The organism is Flavobacterium ustbae (assembly GCF_003946915.1).
GTDB classification, from domain to species: Bacteria; Bacteroidota; Bacteroidia; order Flavobacteriales; family Flavobacteriaceae; genus Flavobacterium; species Flavobacterium ustbae.
The window spans coordinates 291,027-313,827 of record NZ_RPOC01000004.1 but is presented as its reverse complement, the minus strand read 5'-3'; the positions used below and the strand labels follow the sequence as shown (position 1 = coordinate 313,827).

The window sequence follows — 22,801 nt, the reverse complement described above, 5'->3', positions numbered from 1 at the left end:
TGAAATTTAAAAACTTCTTTTATACATTGAAGTTTAAATTCGTAATTGTATTTAACTTTTCTTTCCATAAAAATGCCCCCAAATAGTGTCTAACTTTTTGGGGGCAGTTCAAACTTGGAGTTTGGGATTTAAATTTGGTTTACAATTCTATTTTGGAATTTGGAATTTTTTACATTGAAATTTCAAAAAAATCTATTTTTTTGCAGTCAGAGTGCTTCCTGCAGAAGCTATTACAACACAAACTACAGCCAATATTTCATAAAAGCTCAAACTTTCTTGAAGAAAAATAAAAGCACATATAGATGCTGCTGCAGGTTCTAAACTCATTAAAATACTAAATGTACGAGGAGGAAGTTTTCCTAAAGCTTTCATTTCTAATGTAAAAGGAATTGCACTAGATAAAAGGGCAAGCGCGACGCCCATTCCGAATAATTTAGGTGTTAAATTGCTTAAACCGTTTTCTAGAAAACCAAAAGGCAAAACTAAAATTGCAGCAAATAGCATTCCTGTCGTTACGGCATAACCATCATTCATTATTTTTGAAATTTTACCTCCTAAAACAATATATGCCGCCCAGAATCCTCCAGCCATAAGTGCAAATAAAATGCCCCATGGATCTAAGCGGTCATTTGTCCAAGGCGCAATTAATAAAATACCAATAGCGGCCAGTAAAACCCAGCAGTAATCAACCAAACGTTTTGAGCCTGCTATAGCCAATAATAATGGACCAACAAATTCTAAAGTTACAGCCAAACCAATCGGAATTCTTTCTATAGCAAAATAAAAAATCAAATTCATTGCTCCTAAAGACAAACCATACGGAATTACAATTTTCCATTGCTGTGCTGTTATGGCTTTAAAATTGGGTCTGTAAGCCAATAATAAAATTAATGCCGAAACACCAATACGTATAGATGCCGTACCCGCTGCGCCAATTGTAGGGAATAAAGTTTTTGCAATTGCCGCTCCGCATTGAACACTTATAATAGCTAATAATACGGCAGGAACAGGAGGGAGGCTAATTTCTCGGTTTTTCATAAGAGGTAGTGCAGAAATGTAAAATAGTTTCTGCGAGTGTAAACAAATTGTATTTTAAATTAGTTACCTAAAGCTTTTTTAGTAACATAAGCACGATAGCCAATAATTGCCATTTGCCACTTTTTTGCTTTTGCAATATCTAAGCCTTGCTTGGTAAAACTTGGCAGAAGTATTTTATTTAGTTTAGCTAATAATTTATACATGATAGATTTGTTTTCTCAAAGATATAAAAAAAGACTTTGTGTTTGAAACAAAGTCTTTTTGACAGTAAAATGTAAAAGTATTTAAATTTTTAGAATCAGATTTTCATCTCCTTCAGTCTGGCGATTTATGGCATTTTTTGGCGCTTCTATCCAGCCCGTTTTATTGATGACAAACTTAAAAAGGTGAGTCGTGTTTTTCTCAAATTGAGATTTAGGAACCGCTAATTCAAATGTATTTTTGCTTTTCTGAACCATTTGAAAATTCAGATCGTTTGGATTCCATTTATCGAAAGAACCTGCTACAGATACGCTTTTAACCAAACTAGAATCTAAATTTTTATCATGTTCGTAAACAAAAACAACATTTTTACCTATGATTTTGTAGCCATAAATACCGGTTTGTTTTTTGTTTTCACTTAATAAATCATTAGAAAGTCTTATAATGGCTTCGCCAAGCGCATTTCCGGTATTTTCATCGCTAATGTTTACAATAATAGAAATGCCTAGCTTTCGTTCGGGATAAATAACCAACATATTTTGAGTTCCGAAAGCGCCCCCATGTTTCCAACAGTTTTTTCCGTTTTCGTCAACTTGGATATAATCCCAGAAATAACCGTTCCAAGTTGTTGAGCTGTTTAAGAGATTTCGTTGCGACTCTTGAACAATTTTATTCTTCGTGTTTAGCTCGTAATTAATAAATTTAGTCAAGTCACCTAAAGTAGATTTTAATCTTCCTGCAGCTCCCCAAAGATTATCTGAAATAGTTGGCATTAAAACTCCTTTGAGATTATAACCGTTTGCAATAACAGTATTAGCGCTAAGATTTATACCACTTGATTTCATGTCTAGTTTCGAAAAAATATTCTCTTTCAAAAGTGTTTCATAACTTTTCTGATAGACATTTTCTAAGATGTGAGCCGTCAGATTAAGACTTCCGTTGCTATATTTGAATTTAGTTCCAGGCAAAGTATCCAATTTCATAGACTTAAGATCTTCAAAGAATTTTTCTCGGGTATACGATTCATCAATTCTTTTGAAAGCCAAATAACTGCTGTCATTTCTATTTTTTCGTAATTCATCAGTATCAGGCAAATCTTTAGCAAAACCAGTTCTAAAAGAAACTAAATCCTTAATCGTTATTGGCGTTCCGTTGTATTCTAAGTTCGGATATGAGCCCTTTAAATATTTTCTAATATCGTCATCTGGATTTAATTTTCCTTCCAAAACAGCTTGTGCAGTAAGTAACCCTGTAAATAACTTGGTTATAGAGGCAACTTCAAACACCGTATTATTGTTGGCAATGTTTTCTTTTCCTTTATCTATTTCGCCATAATGACGCGTATAAGTTTTTCCATTTTTAACAACGCCAATTGAAATGGAATTGGCTTTCGATTTTTCAGAAAGGATAGAAGCGGTTTTATCCATTGAAATGAAAATATCTTTTTCGGTTTTGTTTTTTTGTGCCAAAATTGAAAAACTAATGCATAAAAATAAAATTGTGATATTTTCTCTCATGTGAGTGTTTTTAGTATTAAAATTCCAAATAAAAAAACCAGTGAATAAAAACACTGGTCTTTAAAGTAAAATGAACTGGTTACGCTTTTTTATTCTGTTTTTCCATTTCTTTCATATCTTTTTCATGCTGCTTCATATCCTTCTCATGTTGCTTCATGTCTTTGGCATGCTGTTTCATATCTTTTGCGTGTTGCTTCATATCAAGCTCATACTGTTTCATGTCTTGTTCGTATTGCTTCATATCAATTTGGTAGTCCTTATCGTCAAAATTGAATTTAAAATCAAAATTGAATTTCTCCATATTAGCAGCAAATTTTTCCATGGCAATCTCATATTTAGCCATTTCTTTTTCGTAAACAGCTTCTCTTTGAGACATAATCGCTTCGATTTGTTTTTCATAAGCTTCCATTTGCGGTTCAAATGCTTCCATCTGCTTTTCAAAAACTTCCATTTGTTTTTCAAAATTTGCCATCGCTACTTTATCCTTTGGATTTTTAGGAGCAACTGGCGGTTTTGGCATTTTTGACATATCTATTGCCGGTGCAGCTGGCAGTGGACCAGAAGGAAATGCGGGAGGTGTTGGCGGTACTGGAGCAGCAACATCAGAGCCTTCGTGATTGCGAACAATAACTCTTTCGTTTCTAATGATCATCGGCATTTTAAAGTTTCTATCTGTATTAATGTTGATAGATTTTGTTCCTTTTTCGTCTGTTCCAATGGCTAATTCACAGTCTTTTATCGCTTCGTCACCGTCAATTTTGATAGTTTGTTTTTTACCAGAATCTGATTTTACTTTGATCTGAATCGCAGTTAATTCCTCTTTTGTATTTCTTTTTACATCCGAAATTTCGATATCAAGATTGTGATTTGTTTTTACCTTTCCTGGAAGTTCGTTTAGCTCTTTATCAGTTGTATTTTTGGTGATTTTTATTGTTTCGTCAATATCTTTAATAGTGTCCTTTGTAACAAATGCGTCCTCATTTTGTTTCTTTTCTTGTGCAATAGTCTTAATTTGAAATAAGAGAACAAATGCCCCTAGAGCAGGAATTACGGCCGAATATTTCCAGTAATTTCTTTTGTTTGATTGATTTTTGTTTAACATAACAATTCGTTTTTTGATTAATGATTGATAAAAATGATTGGTGATTGCAACGCAAGTTTCATGCGTTGTTATTTTTAAAAGCGTGTACTGATACGCTTTTTTGTCGGCAATTTTTTTAGAAGCTTCACTGTCTGCAATAAATTCAAGATTTTGTAAAATTGCTTTTTTATAAAGCCAGACAATTGGGTTAAACCAAAATAGGATACAAAAGATTCTCGAAATCAAAACATCAATGGTATGCTTTTGGTCGCTGTGCACTTTTTCGTGTTCCAAAATACTTTCTAATTCTGCCGAAGTATATAGTGATGAGTTATATACAATGTAATCGAAATAAGAAAAAGGAGCGATATTTTCATTGACATCGATAAATTTAAAATCTTCCTGCTGTTCGATTTTTTTTCCTTTTAAAACAGAATTAAGACTGTAAAAATCAAGCACAAATTTGGTCATGAAAGCCAAGAAACCAATTCCGTAAACAAGTGCTAAAACCAAAGTCCAATTTACTTCAAAATTTTCTTCTTCAACAACTGTAACGGTTGTCGGAGCATATTTTGGTTCGTATACAGTTACATTCTCATTAGAAACTGGAATGTTCTGAATATTAGTAGACGAAGTTGTAATAATAGGAGCTGGTTCTGGCGCGGGTGGCACTTCGACCAAAATCACTTTGGTGTACACAACAAAAGGCAGTACTACAGAAGTAATTAATCCGGCAATTAAAAACCAGCGGCTGCTGTTGAAAAAAGTTTCTTTGCGAAGTAAAAAAATGTAAGCAAAATAAAACATTGCTAGTAACCCGCTTGATTTTAGGATAAAAATGAAAAGTGCTTCCATACTATTTTGATTATTTACCTTCTTTTGGATTTTCGATCATGTCTAAAATTTCACGCAATTCATCGGCAGAAATCTTTTCTTCTTTAGCAAAGAAAGAAACCATGCTTTTGTAAGAGCTATTAAAATAATTATCGATTGCAGTGCTCATAAAACCTTTTCTATAATCTTCGATGCTTACAGCCGGATAATACTGATGCGTATTTCCAAAAGCATTGTGCGCCACATAGCCTTTCTCTTCCAGATTACGAACAATAGTGGACAACGTGTTGTAATGAGGCTGGTCTTCTAAAATCTCTGCCTGAATCTCTTTTACAAAAGCTTTTTTAAGCTTCCATAAAATATGCATGATTTCTTCTTCTTTATTGGTCAGTTTTTGCATTTCAGATTATTTTCGGGTTTCAATTTCTATTACGCCATTTTTTCCGTTATCTCCATATTTAACAGTTGCATCCATACCTTTTAAAACATTCATAGTCGCAATATCTTTTGCATTAATATCATTGGAATCAAAATTCGAAGGCATGATTTCACCGTCAATAACTATCAATTGCTGAAAGCCTTTGGATTTCTTTTTTGCACCATCAGACACAGAAATGCTAGTTTTTCCGTCTTTGCTTGTTATTGTAGTTGTTGAACTCTGATTTCCGTCAGTAGTTACAAAAGTACTAATAGCTGAACTAGTAGTGCTGCTAGTTTTTGTGCTAGTATTAAAATTAGTGTTAACATTGGTTTCTGTTTTAATGGTTGGATTTTCGTTTGTAACTGTTTTGGTTGAAGTTTTAATTTTCTTGTTGGAATCAGAATTTGTTTTTTTGCTTACTGCAATTTTACCATTGGCATCATCAGAAGTTTGTATACCAACTTTTCTGTTTCCATTTTCATCTGTGATTACGATTACACCAAAATCTTTAATAGTGTCGTCTCCGCCAGTCTGAATAGATTGAGATTCCTGAGAACCATTTTTTACATTAACTTTAATTGAGGTCAATTCGTTATTTGAATTTCGTTTAATTTGAGAAGCTTCAAAATCAATATTGTAAATTGATTTTAATTTGTCTTTAATTTCTTTTAATTCAGCATCGGTAGAGTTTTTTCTGATTTTGTAGACATCTACAGATTTGATTTCTTTAGAAACTTCTTTTGCCATTTGCGGTTTCTCTTTTGCAATTACTTCAATTTGAAATAATAGTACAAAAGCAGCTAGAGCAGGAATTACAGTATAATACTTCCAGGAATTCCTCTTTTTTGATTGATTTTTGTTTAACATGACAATTCGTTTTTTGATTAATGATTGATAAAAATGATTGGTGATTGCAACACAATTATCGTGTGTTGTTATTTTTAAAAGCGTGTATTGATACGCTTTTTTGTCTGAAAGTTTTTTAGAAGCTTCACTGTCTGCAATAAACTCTAGGTTTTGAGTTATTGCTTTTTTATAAAGCCATACAATTGGATTGAACCAGAAAATAATACTGAATATTCTCGAAATCAATACATCTAAAGTATGATTCTGATCGCTGTGCACTTTTTCGTGTTCAATTATGCTCTCTAATTCTGAAGGCGTGTAAAGTGATGAGTTGTACACGATATATTCAAAATAGGAGAAAGGCGCGATGTTTTCTTTTATATCTATAAATTTAAAATCGGCTTGCTGTTTGATTTTTTTTCCTTTAATAATAGAATTCAAGCTATAAAAATCAATGGCCAGTTTCGCAATAAATACTAATAAACCAAGACCGTATAAGCCAAGAATAGTATAAGTCCAATTAAAATTTGCCGATTCGTTCTGCGGGATATTTAATATTTCTGTTTGAATATCTGCATTTGTGTAAGGAGCAGCGTCAGTCCATATCACCTTTGTATATGTCAGTAATGGTAGAATTACTGAGACAATTAGACCAGATAATAGAAACCATCTGTTACTAATAAAAAATGTTTCTTTGCGCAATAAAAAATAATAAGCGCAATAAAACATAAGCATTAAACTGCTTGATTTGGCGATATAAATGAAAACTGCTTCCATAAACCGATTATTTTTCGTTTTTATTTTCGATCATTGATAAAATCTCACGCAATTCATCTGCTGAAATTTTTTCTTCTTTAGCAAAAAAGGAAACCATACTTTTATACGAACTATTGAAATAGTTGTCGATAGCAGTTTTCATAAATCCTTTTCTGTAATCTTCAATGGCAACAACCGGAAAGTACTGATGTGTGTTTCCAAAAGCGTTGTGTCCCACATATCCCTTTTCTTCCAGATTACGCACAATAGTAGACAACGTGTTATAATGTGGCTGATCTTCTGTGATTTCGGCTTGAATTTCTTTTACAAAAGCTTTTTTCAGCTTCCATAAAATCATCATAATTTCTTCTTCTTTGTTTGTTAACTTCTGCATCTTCTCTAATTTTAATTCAAACCTACAACTATTTTTTTAGTTACACAACTATAAAAATAGTTATTTAACTAAAAATTAAGTTTGAATTCAGTTTAGAGCATAAAAAAGCCTTTCAAATTTAATGGTAATAAATTGAATTATAGGGATTTAAAAAGTTAAAAGTTTTTTTAGGAAATCTTCTCGTTGATTAGTATTTTAATCCCACATACCTTAAAGCAAATGCATTAAGAAAAAGATAAGTAGTATAAATAATATTATTTTGGATAGATTTTTGATTTAAAAGTATTGTTTCTATAGTGTATGTAACCTTTAGTTTTATTGCTAAATCCAATAATTTTTCTAAGCTGATCTACTATCGAAGTTGTTAGTTCAAAGACATTAGCAGGTTTTGGTAATGGGTCTTTAAATTCAGGTTGTCTAAGTTTCACATCTTCATAATTTAGAATATAAAGGATTGCTATAAAAAGTTGAGAAAATCCAATTACATCATATTTTACATTAGCTTTCAAATATGAATTGGCTAGAATGTTTAATCTAATGGATTTTTTTATAAAATCTTCAATATCATAAGTTTCTTTTAGAGTAGCTAATTTTTCTCTAAATTCTTTTTCCATAAAAAGACGTCCTTTTAGCTCAATTTCTTTTTTTGAAGAATTTTCTAATATTATATAAACAGCAAACAAATGTCCATAGACTGAAGACAAAGTCTCTACCAATTCATAAATCTCCTCAACTTTGTTTGCTAAAATTTGATTTCTGCTATCCTTAGTGGATCTATAAATAGCGATTATCGCTACAACAACTGCAAGAAAGGTAGCTATCGTTCCGTAACCAGTAAAAACATTACTATAAGTATTAAAAAAATCAACATGAGGAGATACTGATTTATTTTGGTCTTTAATTATTTCAACCATTTTAATGATTGTATCTCTTTTTACTAATATGATCGTATCGTGAATGACATTTCCTTTTGACATTTTTTCTGACTGAAATTAAACCTTATTTTTAAATTTTACATTTAAATGCTTTAGTAAACATGCTTTGTTGCCTATCATTAATTATCAAATATATAAAATGATCAAATAAAACTAAATTATGAATGTATTTTCTCAGTTAACAAAGCATTCTTAATCCAAATACAACACAAAGTTGCCACAACTCCAATGCAAGCCATAACTAACCAGTTCATTTGGTAGCCTAAACGAGAGATAATTTCAAAGCCGACTTTAGAGCTTACAATATGAGCCAAACTAAAACTCATGGTATAAAGTGCCATATAACGGCCTTCTTGACCGCGTGGCGCTCGGCTCAAAGCAAACGCATTCGAAAAAGGGAAAGTGAGAATTTCTCCTATTGAGATACAAATCATGCTTACCACAAGAATTCCTGCCCAGAAATTGATGAGAAGCAAAAAGAAACTCGAAGCCATTACAAAAGATCCTATAATAATGATTCGGATTTTAGGAAAAGCTTTTCGTTCTAAAAAGCCAACCGTTGGCATTTCGAGAGAAAAGATTAAAAGGCCGTTTAATGTCATCAATAAACCGGTTTGTAATTCGCTTAAACCAAATTTTTCATTATGATATAAAGGAAGTGTAGTAAACAGCTGAAAGAAAATCATGGCTGCAAAAAACTTACGAATAAGAAAACCCAGAAAATTTTATCATGAAATACCGATTTTATTTCTGAGGCGCTTTCTGCTTTATCATCATGAATTGCTTTTTTCTTTTCTTTTACAAGCAAGGCAAAAATTGAGATCGAAATAATGCACGAAGCCCCGTCAACCCAAAAAAGACCAGAATATCCCAGTCCCATAATAATTAAACCACCAAGTGCAGGTCCGGCAGCAAAACCTAAATTTACCGCAAGACGTACCAATGTAAGCGCTCGCGTTCTGTTTTCTGGTTTGGCATACGCTCCTAGAGACACAAACATGGCAGGACGAAACATATCTGCAATAGTCATAAGGATAAACATGGCAGCACAAAGCGACCAGAATGTGGTAATATATTGGACAAAGAAAAGAGAAACTCCGCTGGTGAATAAACTAAAAATCATGATTTTATAAAATCCGATTTTGTCTGATAATTTACCGCCAAGCCAAGAACCAAGCATTGATCCTAAACCAAATGCGACCATAATCCACCCAACTTGATTGTACGAAAAATGAAGATCTTCTCTTAAATATTTAGATAAAAAAGGAAGAACCATTGTACCGGCGCGGTTAATAAAAGTAATGATGGCAAGAATCCAAACTTCTCTGGTAAAACCTCGAAAGTTGTTAATGTAGTGGGTTAAAGCGGTTTTAAGCATTTTGTGTGATAAATTATCGTCACAAAGTTAGGAAACTTTGTCTCGTTAAGTGGTTGTCGTTTTGTTACTTTTGAACTATTTTTGCATAAAATTTCTAAGATGAAAACTATAAACGCCCTAGCTTTATTGTTGGTTTTTAATTTTGGGTTTGCTCAAAAAAAGTTTAATAAAGCCGATGTTCAAAAATTCCAAAAGAAAATCAACTCAGAATACGCTGATCCTAAGACAAGTCCGTTAATGGCTGAAGATTTAAAGACTTTTAAAAGCTTAGAATTTTTTCCTATTTCTGAAACTTATTTTGTGAATGCCACGCTCGTGAAAGCTAAAGGCGGAAAAGCTTTTGACATGAAAACTTCTGGAGCCCGTACGTCAAAGTATACTAAATATGGCACTTTAAACTTCAAAATAAACGGAAAATCATTCTCACTTGCTGTTTACCAAAGTTTGGAACTTCTGGTACAGGAAAAATATAAAAACCATCTCTTTTTGCCATTTTCTGATTTAACAAGCGGAAAACAGAGTTATATAGGAGGCCGATATATTGATCTGGAAGTTCCAAAAGGAAACACGATTGCAATCGATTTTAACCAAGCTTATAATCCTTACTGTGCTTATAATTATAAGTATTCTTGTCCGCTTGTGCCTCAGGAAAATGATTTGAAAATTGAAATTAAAGCAGGCGTAAAAGCTTTTCATTAATGGAATATTTTAATTTTCATACCCATCAATTTACCAATCAATCTAATGTTTTAGAGCTGGTCAATCAATACCCGAAAGATTTTGATGCCGAAATTCCATTTTATTCTATAGGAATCCATCCGTGGTATATTGAAGAAAATCGAATTGATGCAGATTTGAAAATTATAGAGGAAAAACTTCAAACTCAAAATTGCTTGGCAATAGGCGAGTGCGGTTTAGACAAAAGGATAGAAGTGCCGTTTGAGTTGCAGCTTTCGGTTTTTGAAAAGCAATTAGAATTAGCAGAAAGGTATAAGAAACCTGTTGTGATACATTGTGTTGCTGCTTTTCAAGAAGTAATGGCTGTTAAGAAAAATAGGAATATAAAAGTTCCGATGATTATTCATGGTTTTGCAAAAAACAATCAGTTAGCGCAACAACTAATTACAGCGGGATTTCATCTTTCATTTGGAAAATATCTATTGAAAAACCCTGATTTAAAAGCGGTTTTTCAGAATGTTCCAAATGATCGCTTTTTCTTAGAAACAGATACAATTGAAGAATCGATTCAAGAAGTTTATGACTTAGCAGCCGAATATAAAGGAATCAATATTAAAGAATTACAAAGTATTATTTCAAGCAATTATAAAAGCGTGTTTGAGTAAAAAAAAAATCAAATGTAGTTTGTCAGGCTGAGCGTACCGAAGCCTGACAAAACATGAAACGTGAAACCTGAAACTTGAAACAAAAAAATAAAAACATAAAAACAACAAAATAGAATATATGGCAGAATGGACAGAAAGAGCTGAGCTTTTGTTTACTAAAGAAGGATTAGAAAAATTACAAAAATCTAACGTTTTAGTCGTTGGGTTAGGCGGAGTTGGATCTTTTGCAGCAGAATTTTTAGCAAGAGCAGGAGTAGGAAACATGACAATTGTAGACGGAGACGTTGTAGATATTACCAATATTAACCGTCAGTTACCAGCCTTGCATTCAACAGTTGGTGAGCCAAAAATTAAAATTGTAGGTGATCGTTTAATGGATATTAATCCAGAATTAAACTTAACTCGTGTTCAGGAATTTCTTTCTCCAGAACGTGCTTTCGAAATAGTTTCTCCAGAATTTGATTATGTTTTAGATTGCATCGACAGCATTACCCCAAAATTGAATTTAATTATGGGCGCAAAACGCAATAGAGTAAAAATCATCAGCAGTATGGGCGCTGGCGGAAAAATGCTAGCTTCAAAAGTGAAAGTGGCAGATATTTCTAAAACCATAAACTGCTATTTCTCCAAAACAATTCGTAAACGTCTGAGAGAGTTAAAAATCAATAAATTGAAAGTGGTTTTCTCTTCTGAAATTCAAGATGAAAAAAGCTTAAAATTAACAGACGGGAAAAATTTTAAAAAGTCTTTCTACGGAACAAACAGCTATATGCCAGGTTTATTTGGTTTACATGCTGCAGAAACAGTGATTCGTTATTTATTGAGTAAAAAGTAGGTACTAAGATACTAAGATTCTAAGGTGCTAAGTTTTTTTGCTACAGGACACAGAATCTAGTTTTTTATACTTATGAATAAATTTTAAAACAACTTTGTCAAAGTTTTAAACTTTGACAAATTAAAGCGCAAAAGAAATAAACCTTAGAAGCTTAGCAACTCAGTACCTTAGTAGCTCAGTATAGCACCTTAAAAAAAAATGATTAAAACAGTAATTTTTGATATGGACGGCGTAATTGTCGATACAGAACCCGTTCATCGTTATGCTTATTATTTACAATTTTCAGAATTGAATATCGAAGTTCCAGAGGAAATGTATACAACATTTACAGGATTTTCGACTCGAAATACATTTCAAACCTTGAAAAGCTATTTTCCTAGTGTAGAGCAGGAAGTAGAAGATTTGATTCAGAGAAAAAGAACTATTTTTAATGATGCTTTTGATACTAAAGAAGATTTGTACCTTTTGGATGGTGTAGAAGATTTGATTAAAGACTTATACCAAAATGGCATTCAATTAATTTTGGCCTCGTCGGCGTCTAAAGTAACTATTGACCGCGTTTTTACAAGATTTAATCTGCACCAATATTTTACTCATATTGTGAGCGGAGAAGATTTTCCTCAGTCAAAACCAAATCCAGCGATATTTATTCACGCAGCTTCGTTGTCTGTGGCGCCAAAAGAAGAATGCATTATTATTGAAGACAGCACAAATGGCGTAAAAGCAGCAAAGGGGGCAGGAATCTATTGTGTTGGATACAAAAGCGAGCATTCGCACCATCAAGATTTATCAGAAGCGGACTTAGTTATTGATCATTTTAACGAATTAAATGCAGAAAAAATATCACAGCTGAAGTCTTGAATTATATAAAATTTAACATTTATTAGCTGATTGAATTTGTAAATTTGAAAAAATTAAAACTGAAAATAATGAAGAAACTACTTATTGCTCTAGCCCTGATTTTGGCCCCTTTAGCATCAGAAGCACAAGTAAAAACGCCACAAGCAAGTCCAAAAGGATATATTAAACAAACTGTTGGTTTAACCGATGTTGAAGTTACCTATTCAAGACCGGGAGCAAGAGGGAGAGCTGTGTTCGGAAATTTAGTTCCGTTTGGGAAATTATGGAGAACAGGAGCAAATGAAAATACGATCATCAACTTTAGTGACGATGTAATAATTGATGGAAAAACGCTAAAGAAAGGAAAATATGCCATTTACACCGTTCCTAGAATTGAAAGCTGGGACATCATTTTCTATCTTTCTACAGATAACTGGGGATTGCCAGAAAATTGGAGCGATTCTTATGTAGCGTTAAAAACTACAGTAAAAGAAGAGGCATTGCCAACTCCTGTTGAAACATTTACAATTGGAATTAATGGTTTAGATCCAAATTTTGGATATTTGGATATTGCTTGGGAAAACTCTCATGTGTCTTTAAAATTTGAAGTTCCAACTGCTAAAATTGCGACAGCAAGTATCGAGAAAGCTTTGGCTGGACCAACTTGGAACGATTATTTTTCGGCATCTCAATACTTATTCCAGTCTAACGGAAATATTGAAACGGCTAGAACTTACGTAGATAAAGCTTTAGATATGAGTTCAGACAAACCATATTATGTTTTAAGATTAAAATCTCAGATACAAGCAAAACAAGGTGATAAAAAAGGAGCAGTAGAAACTGCAAAAGCTTCTTTAGCATCTGCTGAAGCTGCAAACAACGCTGATTACGTGAAATTAAACAAAGACAGTATCGCAGAGTGGAGCAGATAATAATGCTAGCGCATTATTAAATTCCAATTTTAAAATATCAAATTCCAAAGCTTTCGGGTTTTGGAATTTTTTTGTTTTTAACCGCAAAGCACGCAAGTTTTTTAAAGTAGAGAACTTAATAAAACGCAAAGTTAGCAAAGCTTTGTATTTTTTAAAATAAATATAGACAGACTTGTCTGTTTGTTTGAAAAAGTATTATATTTGTACAAACAATTATAAGGAAGATGCTACCAAAAGAAAGAATTTTAGAGAAGACTTTTACTTTGTTTCATAAGCAAGGTTATAATGCGACAGGAATAAATCAGATTATTGAGGAAGCCAAAGTGGCGAAGGCTAGTTTTTATCAGCATTTTAAATCGAAGGAAGATTTGTGTGTTGCTTTTTTAGAACAGCGCCACTCTTTTTGGTTTGAGCAGCTAGTAAAATTTACTGCAGATGCCAAAGATTTAAATTCGAAAATTGACAAATCATTCGATTTTTTGATTTATATGAATAAAAAAGAAGATTTTAGAGGCTGTAGCTTTTTAAATATACTTTCAGAAATTCCGTCAGATAATGTAAAAATACTTAGTGTTATTCAGAATCATAAAAGTGATTTACAGATATATTTTAGAGACATTCTAAAAGATGATTTACTTTCAGATCATGTGTATTTGTTATTTGAAAGCTGTATCATCGAAAGTCAGTTATTTAAGTCAAATAAGTTAATAGAACAATCAAAAAAAATAATTCAAACTTTAATTTAAATAGTATGGAACAGAAATTACCGTTGCCTCCTTTCACTTTAGAAACGGCATTAGAAAAAATTCAATTGGCAGAAGATGCATGGAATAGCCAAGATCCCGAAAGAGTTTCAAAAGCTTACACAATAGACAGCGAATGGAGAAATAGGGATAAATTTGTAAACGGACGAGAAGAAATCGTTCCTTTTTTGACTGAAAAATGGAAAAAAGAGAAAAACTACAAATTGAAAAAAGAATATTGGGCTCATACAGAAAATAGAATTGCTGTTAGATTTGAGTATGAATACCAAGATAATGATGGAAATTGGTTTCGCGCTTACGGAAATGAAAATTGGGAATTTGATGCGAATGGCCTAATGCAGAAAAGATTTGCCAGTATAAATGACCTTCAAATTTCGGAAGAAGACAGAAAATTTAAATAAGATACCGTTTTGTTATTTCGACAAAGGAGAAATCATAAACAAGAAGAAAAAATTGGAATTTGGAATTTAAAACATTGGAATTTAAAACATTGGAATTTAAATATTTAAGATTTAATTCATAGAAGGCGGTTCAGGAATCTTGATTGTTTTTTTGATTTTCTTTATCAGAAGATAAAAAGTAATTCCTCCTAAAATTATGAGCAGAGCAATTTGAAGCTGGCCAAGGACATTGTTTTTATTATACATGGCATTTGCCGCTTCAAGTTTTGCTTTTCCCTCTTTAATCTGAATTTGAGAAAGAGCTTCCAAAGTTTTTAAAGCTTCTGCACTAGAATTGGCTATTTTGTCCCAATTTTTACTTTCGACTTGTTTATTGATTTCTTTGCAAGAACTCAAAAAAGCATCAAAGTACTGTTTCTCTTTATTTGTCAAAACTGTTTTGGCGTACAAATCATCAATATTATGAATGATATCGAGCGTATGGATAATCTCATCTTTTTTAATATTGTCGCTTAAATTCAGTTTTTCAGCTTCAGCTTTTATAAAATGAAGTTCTTTAGAATATTGAAAAATGTAATGCGCCACAACCAAACGGTCTTTGTAAATCGCATTAATATTATCATTTACATTTTTAGAATTTCGCAGTGTATTAAAATTTCCTAGTAAAATAATCAGCATTACGATTAACAGAATAAAGGCAGCTTTTGCTTTATTGCTGTATTTCTTTTGATCTTTCATAACGCTATTTTTTTAGATTACTATAATTTTAATCAATCATTTTATTTTCAATAAGTTCAATGTTTTTTATTGATGCTAGAGGAGTAATTTTTATCTTTTTATCCCCTTTAACAAAGTAGAAATAATACAAACTGTTATTTCCAATGACATAAACATTTTTTGATTCTCCTCCATTAAAATCAATCTGAAAACTATAATCTAATTTGTTTTCTTTTAACTTTTTTGTGGTAAAATAACCACCAGCAAATCCGTAACCTAGAAAAAAGGACAATAAGAAAAGCACAAGAGATTTTATTGCAATAGAATTATAATAGCTTTTAGTTTCTTCGGGAGTGAGTTCGTCAGTAGATTTTAACTCAAAAGACCTTTTTACATACGCCACGTTTTTATACTTAGCTAAAAAAGAAGGAAGGTAAAAATGAATTACAAAGAGTATGATTATCGCTCCCAGAATTATTGGGTTTGAAGTAAATTCAGCGATCGGACTTATTAAAACATCCATTATAGTAGAATATCTTAATATATTAATTCCGAATTGATAATAATAGATGCTGTCTTTCAGTATTCCCATCATAATTAGGAAGAGATATCCAAAAGGAAATAGCTTTTCTAAATCGTCTGAAATCTTCATTTCTCCAGTTTTAAAATTAGTTTAGTTTTAGTGGTAAGTATTATAACACACTAAAATAATCTTTTTTTACTTACAAAAATTGAAGAATTGTATTTGAAGGAAATAGTTTTGTGAATTTTAAGGAGCTGTTTCCTGCTGTCCGCTATATCTTTTGTCTCGTTAAAGAAACGAGACAAAAGGATGTCGCTACCATCAGGGCTAGGGTATCGGTGTTATTTGTTAGTAATTGCTTTTTAGTTCTTTATTGAAGAATTTAATTCACAATCTGAATTTCTTTCCTTCAATATAATTAAGTGGAAACTTAGGTCCTTTTATTCCAAAAGGACCTGATCCATCTCTATTATAATAATAGTTTTCCTTATTATTGGTATATCTTCCAGCGCAAAGCAAATTAAATGTTGTGCTTTTTCTGCTTGATTTTAAAACACTAATATCAATCCAAACTGGAACTTTATTTTTTCTATATAGTAATTCAACAACTTCGGTATCAGCCAAATTGAGCTTTATTATTCCTTGATCTTCTGGATATAAGTCAAACTGCGTTAAGCTTGGATCATCTATGGTTGCACTAAGAATTACGTTGTATTTAAAATCTGTTACCAATTTATCTTTGACATATCTTTCAGCAAATTTTAAAGCTATAATGCTTGCGCCATTTAAATGAAATAAAAATTCTTCTTTTGTCATTTTGCGGAAGTATTGAGTTTAAAAATTGTTTATTCCAATATCAAATCATTATCATCAGATTTTCCTCTGAAGAATAAAAATTGCAATATTTCAGACAATACAATCGTCAAGATAGCTCCAATAAAATTTAGCCATAAATAACCTAGTTTTTCTTGGCTGTAAATCATGAAATAGTAAATTACAAAAATGGTCAATTGACTTATAATTGCACTTATAAACATAGGTTTTGCTTTAACTCGTTTAGAATAAAAAGCGACAAGGAAAATTCCTAAAACGGTCCCGTAGAAAATGGAGCCAATAATGTTTACAAGCTGAATTAGATTTTCGAATAATGTTCCTACGCAAGCAAAAAGTATCGCTACAACTCCCCAGAACAGAGTAAAAAACTTAGTCACATTCAAATAATGCTTTTCTGATTTTTCTTCTTTCTGATTTCGTTTGTAAATGTCAATCGCTGTTGTAGAAGCCAATGCGGTTAATCCAGAAGCGGTAGAAGACATTGCAGCCGAAAGAATAACGGCCAATAATAATCCGATTAAGCCTTTTGGCAGATAATTGAGGATAAAATGGAAGAAAACATAATCTTTGTCATTAGTTTCCGAATTACTGTCGGCTCTCGAAATAATCTCTTTGGCTTTGTCACGTAGATCTTTTTCTTTATTAGACAATGCAACCAATTCTTTACGTAAAATTGGATTGTCGTAATCTTGATTCAACTGATCGATATACAATAAATTGATTACTTTTTTATCTTCTGAAAGTTTAACCAGCTTTTGTTCTAAAACGTGATATTCTTCTTTGAAAAGAGATTTTTCGATGGCAGTTTTATTATTCGGATTGAAATTTAAAGGAACTGGATTGAATTGGAAAAAGACAAAAACCATAACTCCCGTTAAAAGAATAAAGAATTGCATTGGCACTTTTAAAAGTCCGTTCATGATTAATCCCATCTGACTTTCGCGAACTGATTTTCCAGATAAATAACGTCCCACCTGAGATTGATCTGTACCAAAATAGGCAAGTGCCAAAAAGAATCCCCCAGTAATACCGCTCCAAAAAGTATATTTTTCTTCAGGATTAAAAGAAAAATCAACAATATTCATTTTGTCATTTGCTCCGGCAATATGAAGCGCACTGTTGAAAGTCATATCGTTTGGAAGATAATGCAGAATGAGAAAAAAGGTGATAAACATTCCAGACATAATCACAAACATCTGTTGTTTTTGCGTCACGTTTACTGCTTTTGTTCCTCCTGAGAAAGTGTAAATAATTACTAAAACTCCAATGATAATATTCATTACAGTTAAATTCCATCCTAAAAGAGCAGATAAAATAATGGCTGGCGCATAAATGGTTAATCCAGTTCCTAAACCTCTTTGCACTAAGAATAAAATTGCGGCAAGCGAACGTGTTTTAATATCAAATCGTTTTTCTAAAAATTCGTAAGCCGTAAAAACTTTGCTTTTATGATATAACGGAATAAAAGTAACGCAAATGACAATCATAGCAATTGGCAAACCAAAATAGAATTGCACAAAACCCATTCCGTCATGATAGGCTTGTCCTGGCGTAGATAAAAAGGTAATCGCACTCGCTTGTGTAGCCATTACAGAAAGTCCAACGGTATACCAAGGCGTTTCATTATTTCCTAAAATGAAATCCTCTACGTTTTTACTGCCTCGGGTTTTCCAAGAACCATATCCAACGATAAATAATAAGGTTACAATAAGTACGATCCAGTCAAATAGCTGCATAGGTTATGAGTATAATTGCATGATTAAGAAGAAAATAGCAATATAAATTGCATTGGCTACTAAAACATAAGTGTAGCTTTTTTTCCATTTTTTTGTTTTTTTAACTTCCATATTTTATTGCTTTAAATCTTTTTGAGGAGCTTCAATAGGCTGTTTTAAAGAAATAATATTTGACAGTAGTCGATAAGCACCAGAAACACCTTCTGGCAATTCTCTAAAGAAACTCAAACCAGTGTAAATGTAATATCCTTTTCCGTATGGCGCGACAAGTAAAGCTCCGTCTTTAGCAGATTCTCCTTTGTCATGCGAAGAAATAATAGGAGTGAAGGCAGGATCATATTCATTAGGATAATACAATCCTTGTTCTTGTGTCCAGCCTTCAAAATCTTTTGAAGATATTTTATTTGGCGTATTTAATACAGGATGATTGGGTGCTAAAAATGTAATTTTAGCATTTTCTTCGGTTACACGATCATTAGATAATTTTAACGGATAAGGAGCAATTTTATCGGTCACCAATTTCCCATTTGTATTGTACTGCACGATCATATTTTTACCGCTTTTTACAAAATTGAAAAGAATGTTTTGTTTGTTTGCCAAAGCATTCACGGTATTGTAAGCGCGAATTCCAGTAATCACGGTACTAAAAGAATCTAATTTTTCTGGAGTAATTTCTTCAGGTTTTAGAAGAGAAACTTTGTATCCCATTTGAGTCAAACTTTCTGGAACTTCGTCTCCAGCGCCCATGATATAAGCAATGGCATCGCCAGAAGTTTTTAAATCCATTCGAATAAATTTTGATTCAGCTGGTTTTAAAATCATTTGTTTGGTAATATGGCTAAATTCTATAATCGTTTGGTCTTTATCAAAACGCTTATTGTCTACAATAGCAACACTCTTTGCAGTAACTTCCTCTGAATTAACAGGCGGCGTAACTTCAAAATAAAAGATTTGTTCAGTGCCTTTTTTGTCTAATGCAAACGGAATTTCTTTTGGAGAAATATTCCAGCTTTTTGGCAATTCTAATTGAAGATTTCCTTTAATATTGTCTTTTCCTGCGCGCACTTTCACCGGAATCATTTTGCTTTTAGTATCTCTAAAAAGCAAAACTCTTTCTAAAATTGAAGTGGTAACTTCTGGAACTATGTCTAGAAAATTATACATTTCGCCTTTTACGCCGTCATTGTATTTATAGACAACGGTACGCTCAAACGGAATTTCTACATCATTGATTTTTACATTAAAAACTACTTTTGTATCTCTAATAATATCTGGAATTCCAATAATTTCTTGATTAGAAACGGTGTACATTCCAACAGTTGCTTTTTCCTTTAACCAATAAGGCTGAGTATATTCCATATTGGATGGAAGCTGTAATTGCAGATTGATTTTCTGATCGTTGTTGTTTTTTAAAACGAGATTTTGAGCAATTGTCTGATTGTTTGGAAGTGTTGTTACGCTAACTAATTGCATGCCAACGGCGCATCTGTTAATGGCTTCAAGACTTAATCTAATTGTACTTCCTGGAGTTGCTTCCTGTTCATTGGCAACAGCTTCAAGATATAAACCTGAACAAGAGGCTATAATATTTTTTATAGCAGCCAATTTAATGTTTTTCCAGTGCGTATCGTCTAAAGATTGAATCATAGCATACGCTTTAACTAAATCTGGAATACTGGCTGATGGATTGCTGAAATTGTATTTTGAAATTATTGTAGCAATCAAATCTCCAATAGGTTTTCCGTTTTTTACGCGATTCCAGCTTGTATCAATTCCGTCAAACAAGTTGTCACGTTCCTTTGGACTTTCGCCATTAATTAGTTCTAAATACTCTGTTTCTTCACCGCGAACTCCAGTACTTCCAAATCCTTGCGATTGGTGACGGCTTCGGCTTAAAGCAGCAATTTCTTGATTCGATTTTCCGATTCCAGTGTAATATACGCCGGTTTCAAGCTTTGTAAACTTAGATTTATTGGCAGCGTCGAATTTTTCCTGGCTTCCGTAAAACCACCAAGAAGGATTAAAAAATTGGCGTTTTACCTGCCAAGGCGCAACATATTTTAATTGTTCAGGATAAACTTTTGGATCGTTTGTCAATTTGAAACTTTCAACACTTAACATAGCAGAAGAAGTATGATGACCGTGCGTTGTACCTGGCGAACGATGATCAAATCTATTAATGATAATGTCTGGCTGAAATTTTCTTATCGTCCAAACTACATCGGCTAGAACTTTATCCTTGTCCCAAATATCTAAAGTTTCGGATGGATTTTTTGAAAAACCAAAATCATTTGCTCTTGAAAAAAATTGTTCGCCACCGTCTATTTTTCGTGCTTCAATTAATTCCTGAGTTCTAATAACACCAAGCAATTCGCGTAATTGCGGACCAATTAAGTTTTGTCCTCCATCACCTCTCGTAAGCGATAAATAACCCGTTCTGGCGTTCATATCATTGGCCAAATACGAAATCATTCTAGTGTTTTCATCATCAGGATGCGCAGCAACATATAATACAGAACCTAAAAAGTTTAATTTTTTGATTTGATTGTAAATTTCAACTGAATTCGGTTTTTGTGGCTGCTGTGCAAATGAAATTTGAAAACCTATAAAAAATAAAAGAAGGATTGGAACCTGTATTTTTCGCATATTCTGGTTAATTGTTTTTTTGAAAGTGCTTCAAAAGTACTAATTATTTTACGGAACAGTATTTAAATGAAATGTTAATGATTAATTATTTGGTTGATATTACAATAAATTAAAACAAAAAAAAGCTGCCAGTTTAATCCTGACAGCTTTTTTGAATATATATTTGAACCGTTTATTGCTTATTTCAATTTGTTTTCTGTATCAACATAGTTTCCTGTGATAGTTACACCGCTTCCTTTGGTAACTTTCCCGTAGATAGTGATTGAAGAAGTACTACCAATAAAATTAATTTTTGCACCGCTGTTCAATCGCAAATCTCCCCAAATTACAACAGATCCTTCAACGTTTAATACGGCATTACTGTTTATAATTAATTCTGTTGGAGACGATTGTTGGTATTTACCTTGAGACAAACTTCCTCTCATGTTAAAAGTACCTCCGCTGTTTAAAGTCAAGTTACTCAAAATTGCAATCGAACCGCAATGCGTTAAAACTGCATTAGAATTAATAATAGCCGAATTAATAGCAGTAGCTCCCTGATACGATTTTTTGTCGTTAGAATTTAAAATCAAATCTCTACCTTGATTGTATAGACCGTAAGTAAGACAGCTTTCGAAAGTAGTATTTGGTTTTTCCATTTTAATGATTTTCAAACCTCCAGTACCGCTTGCTACATAAATATAATTACCGCTAGATTTTACATAGTTAGAAGAACCTGCAATTCCTACAGAACCTAATAAACTAAGTTGAGTTGCAGATTTATAAACATTAAGTCCTAAAGCGCCATTTGCAACAAATGCATAACCGTCATTATAAGAAACAGCATTAGTTACATTATCTTCTCCAGCAGTTGCAATTCCGATAGTCTGTAATTTTGATCCGCTGTTAATGTCGTAAACACCAAGCCCGTTTGAACCTTGAGAAACAAAAAGTTTTGTCCCGTCAATATCCATAGTTCTTTTTGCTCCGCTAATGTCTGAAGATGTTGTAAAGCTTTTTTGTAATGCAAGATTCGACTGATTATAGATGTTAACTCCTTTATTTCCGCTTAAAGTCACAACTTTATCACTTGTTAGCGCAATAGAACGCAAATCTGTCACAGCAACTTTTCCTGCGATTACTTTTGTAGAACTGTTTATTTTAAACAAACTTCCATTATCTCCTGTTACCGCAAAATAGTTAGAAGCATTAGCCGCAACATCTGTTGTTACTCTGCTTTCTAAATAATTTGTAGTTAAATTGCTTGTCAATAATCCTGAGCTTAATGGCATATTAAATACGATTGCCGGATTTCCTGCAAGCTGAGTATCTTTATCTACATCTTTTGCAGCTCCGATAATTAAATTTGATCCAGAAAAAGTTAGAGATGTAATATCAGTATTTGGAATTAGGGCAGAAGTAACCAATTTCGGTTTGTACGGATCAGAAACATCAATAACGTCAATAGCTCCAGAATATGCATCTCCTCTCATAATATAAGAAACATAAGCATAATTACCGTTTACTGTTACGTGGCTGGCTTGTAATGTTCTTCCGCTTGCGTCAACTGGCGGTTTAACTTCGGCAATTTGAACTAAAGGAAAAGTAGTTGTCGCTGTCTCAGCGGCTTTTCCTGTCAAAGAACCGTTTTCGATCGAAATTACCCCGGCATTAGTTAAATCAAGCCTTTGATTTAAAGTAGATTGATCTGAGGTAATAGTAATGTTATCTGATGATTGTGCATCGTTATTGCTATCATTGTTGTCGTCACATCCTATTAACAATGACATTGCTAAAAATGAAAGCAAATAAACATTCTTTTTCATAAATTTCTTTTTTGGATTTAAAAT

Annotated in this window: 21 protein-coding genes and 1 pseudogene; 7 read left to right on the top strand and 15 right to left on the bottom strand. The window is 32.6% G+C overall.

Annotated elements, in window-relative coordinates:
- Positions 1-192 precede the first annotated feature (192 nt).
- The 9 genes and pseudogenes from EG814_RS08690 to EG814_RS08650 form a co-directional block, all read right to left on the bottom strand.
- On the bottom strand, positions 193-1,038 hold the full coding sequence (locus EG814_RS08690; protein ID WP_125720937.1) for an EamA family transporter: 846 nt from the start codon (positions 1,036-1,038) through the stop codon (positions 193-195).
- 59 nt (positions 1,039-1,097) lie between these two features.
- Positions 1,098-1,241 carry an SsrA-binding protein gene (locus EG814_RS08685; protein WP_125720935.1) on the bottom strand — a complete coding sequence of 48 codons (144 nt, stop codon included), beginning with the start codon at positions 1,239-1,241 and terminating at the stop codon, positions 1,098-1,100.
- Between the two features lie 81 nt (positions 1,242-1,322).
- Positions 1,323-2,756, bottom strand: coding sequence for a serine hydrolase (locus EG814_RS08680; RefSeq protein ID WP_125720934.1), 1,434 nt, complete (start codon positions 2,754-2,756; stop codon positions 1,323-1,325).
- A 79-nt stretch (positions 2,757-2,835) separates the two neighbouring features.
- Positions 2,836-4,692: a M56 family metallopeptidase gene (locus tag EG814_RS08675; RefSeq protein WP_125720932.1), complete on the bottom strand. Its 1,857-nt coding sequence runs from the start codon at positions 4,690-4,692 to the stop codon at positions 2,836-2,838.
- Positions 4,693-4,702: 10 nt separating this feature from the next.
- Positions 4,703-5,071, bottom strand: a complete 369-nt coding sequence (locus EG814_RS08670; RefSeq protein WP_008468912.1) for a BlaI/MecI/CopY family transcriptional regulator — start codon at positions 5,069-5,071, stop codon at positions 4,703-4,705.
- Between the two features lie 6 nt (positions 5,072-5,077).
- Complete coding sequence (locus EG814_RS08665) at positions 5,078-6,715, bottom strand: M56 family metallopeptidase (protein WP_125720930.1); 1,638 nt, start codon at positions 6,713-6,715, stop codon at positions 5,078-5,080.
- A 7-nt stretch (positions 6,716-6,722) separates the two neighbouring features.
- On the bottom strand, positions 6,723-7,088 hold the full coding sequence (locus tag EG814_RS08660) for a BlaI/MecI/CopY family transcriptional regulator (RefSeq protein ID WP_125720928.1): 366 nt from the start codon (positions 7,086-7,088) through the stop codon (positions 6,723-6,725).
- A gap of 254 nt (positions 7,089-7,342) precedes the next feature.
- The gene (locus tag EG814_RS08655) at positions 7,343-8,065 is read right to left on the bottom strand and encodes a hypothetical protein (protein ID WP_125720927.1); all 723 of its coding nucleotides are present in this window, start codon (positions 8,063-8,065) and stop codon (positions 7,343-7,345) included.
- A gap of 116 nt (positions 8,066-8,181) precedes the next feature.
- Positions 8,182-9,401 (bottom strand): annotated as a pseudogene (locus EG814_RS08650) (MDR family MFS transporter).
- A 99-nt stretch (positions 9,402-9,500) separates the two neighbouring features.
- Here EG814_RS08650 and EG814_RS08645 point away from each other — a divergent pair.
- The 7 genes from EG814_RS08645 to EG814_RS08615 all read left to right on the top strand — a co-directional run bounded on the left by EG814_RS08645 (position 9,501) and on the right by EG814_RS08615 (position 14,516).
- Positions 9,501-10,100 (top strand): DUF1684 domain-containing protein, encoded by a 600-nt coding sequence (locus EG814_RS08645; RefSeq protein WP_125720926.1) that lies wholly within the window; start codon positions 9,501-9,503, stop codon positions 10,098-10,100.
- The gene (locus tag EG814_RS08640; RefSeq protein WP_125720925.1) at positions 10,100-10,744 is read left to right on the top strand and encodes a TatD family hydrolase; all 645 of its coding nucleotides are present in this window, start codon (positions 10,100-10,102) and stop codon (positions 10,742-10,744) included. The genes EG814_RS08645 and EG814_RS08640 overlap by 1 nt, the downstream gene beginning before the upstream one ends.
- A gap of 118 nt (positions 10,745-10,862) precedes the next feature.
- On the top strand, positions 10,863-11,579 hold the full coding sequence (locus EG814_RS08635; protein WP_125720924.1) for a tRNA threonylcarbamoyladenosine dehydratase: 717 nt from the start codon (positions 10,863-10,865) through the stop codon (positions 11,577-11,579).
- Positions 11,580-11,777: 198 nt separating this feature from the next.
- The gene (locus tag EG814_RS08630) at positions 11,778-12,440 is read left to right on the top strand and encodes an HAD family hydrolase (protein WP_125720922.1); all 663 of its coding nucleotides are present in this window, start codon (positions 11,778-11,780) and stop codon (positions 12,438-12,440) included.
- 68 nt (positions 12,441-12,508) lie between these two features.
- Positions 12,509-13,351, top strand: coding sequence for a DUF2911 domain-containing protein (locus tag EG814_RS08625; protein ID WP_125720920.1), 843 nt, complete (start codon positions 12,509-12,511; stop codon positions 13,349-13,351).
- A 224-nt stretch (positions 13,352-13,575) separates the two neighbouring features.
- Positions 13,576-14,097: a TetR/AcrR family transcriptional regulator gene (locus EG814_RS08620; RefSeq protein ID WP_125720919.1), complete on the top strand. Its 522-nt coding sequence runs from the start codon at positions 13,576-13,578 to the stop codon at positions 14,095-14,097.
- Between the two features lie 5 nt (positions 14,098-14,102).
- The gene (locus EG814_RS08615) at positions 14,103-14,516 is read left to right on the top strand and encodes a nuclear transport factor 2 family protein (protein ID WP_125720917.1); all 414 of its coding nucleotides are present in this window, start codon (positions 14,103-14,105) and stop codon (positions 14,514-14,516) included.
- 111 nt (positions 14,517-14,627) lie between these two features.
- Here EG814_RS08615 and EG814_RS08610 read toward each other — a convergent pair whose 3' ends face one another.
- From EG814_RS08610 to EG814_RS08585, 6 genes are all read right to left on the bottom strand, one after another.
- The gene (locus EG814_RS08610; RefSeq protein WP_125720915.1) at positions 14,628-15,254 is read right to left on the bottom strand and encodes an MCP four helix bundle domain-containing protein; all 627 of its coding nucleotides are present in this window, start codon (positions 15,252-15,254) and stop codon (positions 14,628-14,630) included.
- A 28-nt stretch (positions 15,255-15,282) separates the two neighbouring features.
- Complete coding sequence (locus EG814_RS08605) at positions 15,283-15,885, bottom strand: hypothetical protein (RefSeq protein ID WP_125720913.1); 603 nt, start codon at positions 15,883-15,885, stop codon at positions 15,283-15,285.
- A 258-nt stretch (positions 15,886-16,143) separates the two neighbouring features.
- Positions 16,144-16,572 carry a hypothetical protein gene (locus EG814_RS08600; protein WP_125720911.1) on the bottom strand — a complete coding sequence of 143 codons (429 nt, stop codon included), beginning with the start codon at positions 16,570-16,572 and terminating at the stop codon, positions 16,144-16,146.
- Positions 16,573-16,601: 29 nt separating this feature from the next.
- Entirely contained in the window at positions 16,602-18,326 is a 1,725-nt protein-coding gene (locus EG814_RS08595) for a sodium:solute symporter (protein ID WP_125720909.1), read from the bottom strand.
- A 114-nt stretch (positions 18,327-18,440) separates the two neighbouring features.
- Positions 18,441-20,972, bottom strand: a complete 2,532-nt coding sequence (locus tag EG814_RS08590; RefSeq protein WP_125720907.1) for a PIG-L family deacetylase — start codon at positions 20,970-20,972, stop codon at positions 18,441-18,443.
- Positions 20,973-21,151: 179 nt separating this feature from the next.
- Positions 21,152-22,777, bottom strand: coding sequence for an LVIVD repeat-containing protein (locus tag EG814_RS08585; protein WP_125720905.1), 1,626 nt, complete (start codon positions 22,775-22,777; stop codon positions 21,152-21,154).
- Between the last annotated feature and the right edge of the window lie 24 nt (positions 22,778-22,801).

Excerpts from the sequence above, each read along its gene's own strand:
- EG814_RS08585 (WP_125720905.1), bottom strand. The coding sequence starts at position 22,777 with ATGAAAAAGAATGTTTATTTGCTTTCATTTTTAGCAATGTCATTGTTA.
- EG814_RS08685 (WP_125720935.1), bottom strand. The coding sequence starts at position 1,241 with ATGTATAAATTATTAGCTAAACTAAATAAAATACTTCTGCCAAGTTTT.
- EG814_RS08605 (WP_125720913.1), bottom strand. The coding sequence starts at position 15,885 with ATGAAGATTTCAGACGATTTAGAAAAGCTATTTCCTTTTGGATATCTC.
- EG814_RS08645 (WP_125720926.1), top strand. The coding sequence starts at position 9,501 with ATGAAAACTATAAACGCCCTAGCTTTATTGTTGGTTTTTAATTTTGGG.
- EG814_RS08670 (WP_008468912.1), bottom strand. The coding sequence starts at position 5,071 with ATGCAAAAACTGACCAATAAAGAAGAAGAAATCATGCATATTTTATGG.
- EG814_RS08615 (WP_125720917.1), top strand. The coding sequence starts at position 14,103 with ATGGAACAGAAATTACCGTTGCCTCCTTTCACTTTAGAAACGGCATTA.
- EG814_RS08625 (WP_125720920.1), top strand. The coding sequence starts at position 12,509 with ATGAAGAAACTACTTATTGCTCTAGCCCTGATTTTGGCCCCTTTAGCA.
- EG814_RS08635 (WP_125720924.1), top strand. The coding sequence starts at position 10,863 with ATGGCAGAATGGACAGAAAGAGCTGAGCTTTTGTTTACTAAAGAAGGA.
- EG814_RS08665 (WP_125720930.1), bottom strand. The coding sequence starts at position 6,715 with ATGGAAGCAGTTTTCATTTATATCGCCAAATCAAGCAGTTTAATGCTT.
- EG814_RS08655 (WP_125720927.1), bottom strand. The coding sequence starts at position 8,065 with ATGTCAAAAGGAAATGTCATTCACGATACGATCATATTAGTAAAAAGA.
- EG814_RS08620 (WP_125720919.1), top strand. The coding sequence starts at position 13,576 with ATGCTACCAAAAGAAAGAATTTTAGAGAAGACTTTTACTTTGTTTCAT.
- EG814_RS08600 (WP_125720911.1), bottom strand. The coding sequence starts at position 16,572 with ATGACAAAAGAAGAATTTTTATTTCATTTAAATGGCGCAAGCATTATA.
- EG814_RS08590 (WP_125720907.1), bottom strand. The coding sequence starts at position 20,972 with ATGCGAAAAATACAGGTTCCAATCCTTCTTTTATTTTTTATAGGTTTT.
- EG814_RS08595 (WP_125720909.1), bottom strand. The coding sequence starts at position 18,326 with ATGCAGCTATTTGACTGGATCGTACTTATTGTAACCTTATTATTTATC.
- EG814_RS08690 (WP_125720937.1), bottom strand. The coding sequence starts at position 1,038 with ATGAAAAACCGAGAAATTAGCCTCCCTCCTGTTCCTGCCGTATTATTA.
- EG814_RS08660 (WP_125720928.1), bottom strand. The coding sequence starts at position 7,088 with ATGCAGAAGTTAACAAACAAAGAAGAAGAAATTATGATGATTTTATGG.
- EG814_RS08680 (WP_125720934.1), bottom strand. The coding sequence starts at position 2,756 with ATGAGAGAAAATATCACAATTTTATTTTTATGCATTAGTTTTTCAATT.
- EG814_RS08675 (WP_125720932.1), bottom strand. The coding sequence starts at position 4,692 with ATGGAAGCACTTTTCATTTTTATCCTAAAATCAAGCGGGTTACTAGCA.
- EG814_RS08610 (WP_125720915.1), bottom strand. The coding sequence starts at position 15,254 with ATGAAAGATCAAAAGAAATACAGCAATAAAGCAAAAGCTGCCTTTATT.
- EG814_RS08640 (WP_125720925.1), top strand. The coding sequence starts at position 10,100 with ATGGAATATTTTAATTTTCATACCCATCAATTTACCAATCAATCTAAT.
- EG814_RS08630 (WP_125720922.1), top strand. The coding sequence starts at position 11,778 with ATGATTAAAACAGTAATTTTTGATATGGACGGCGTAATTGTCGATACA.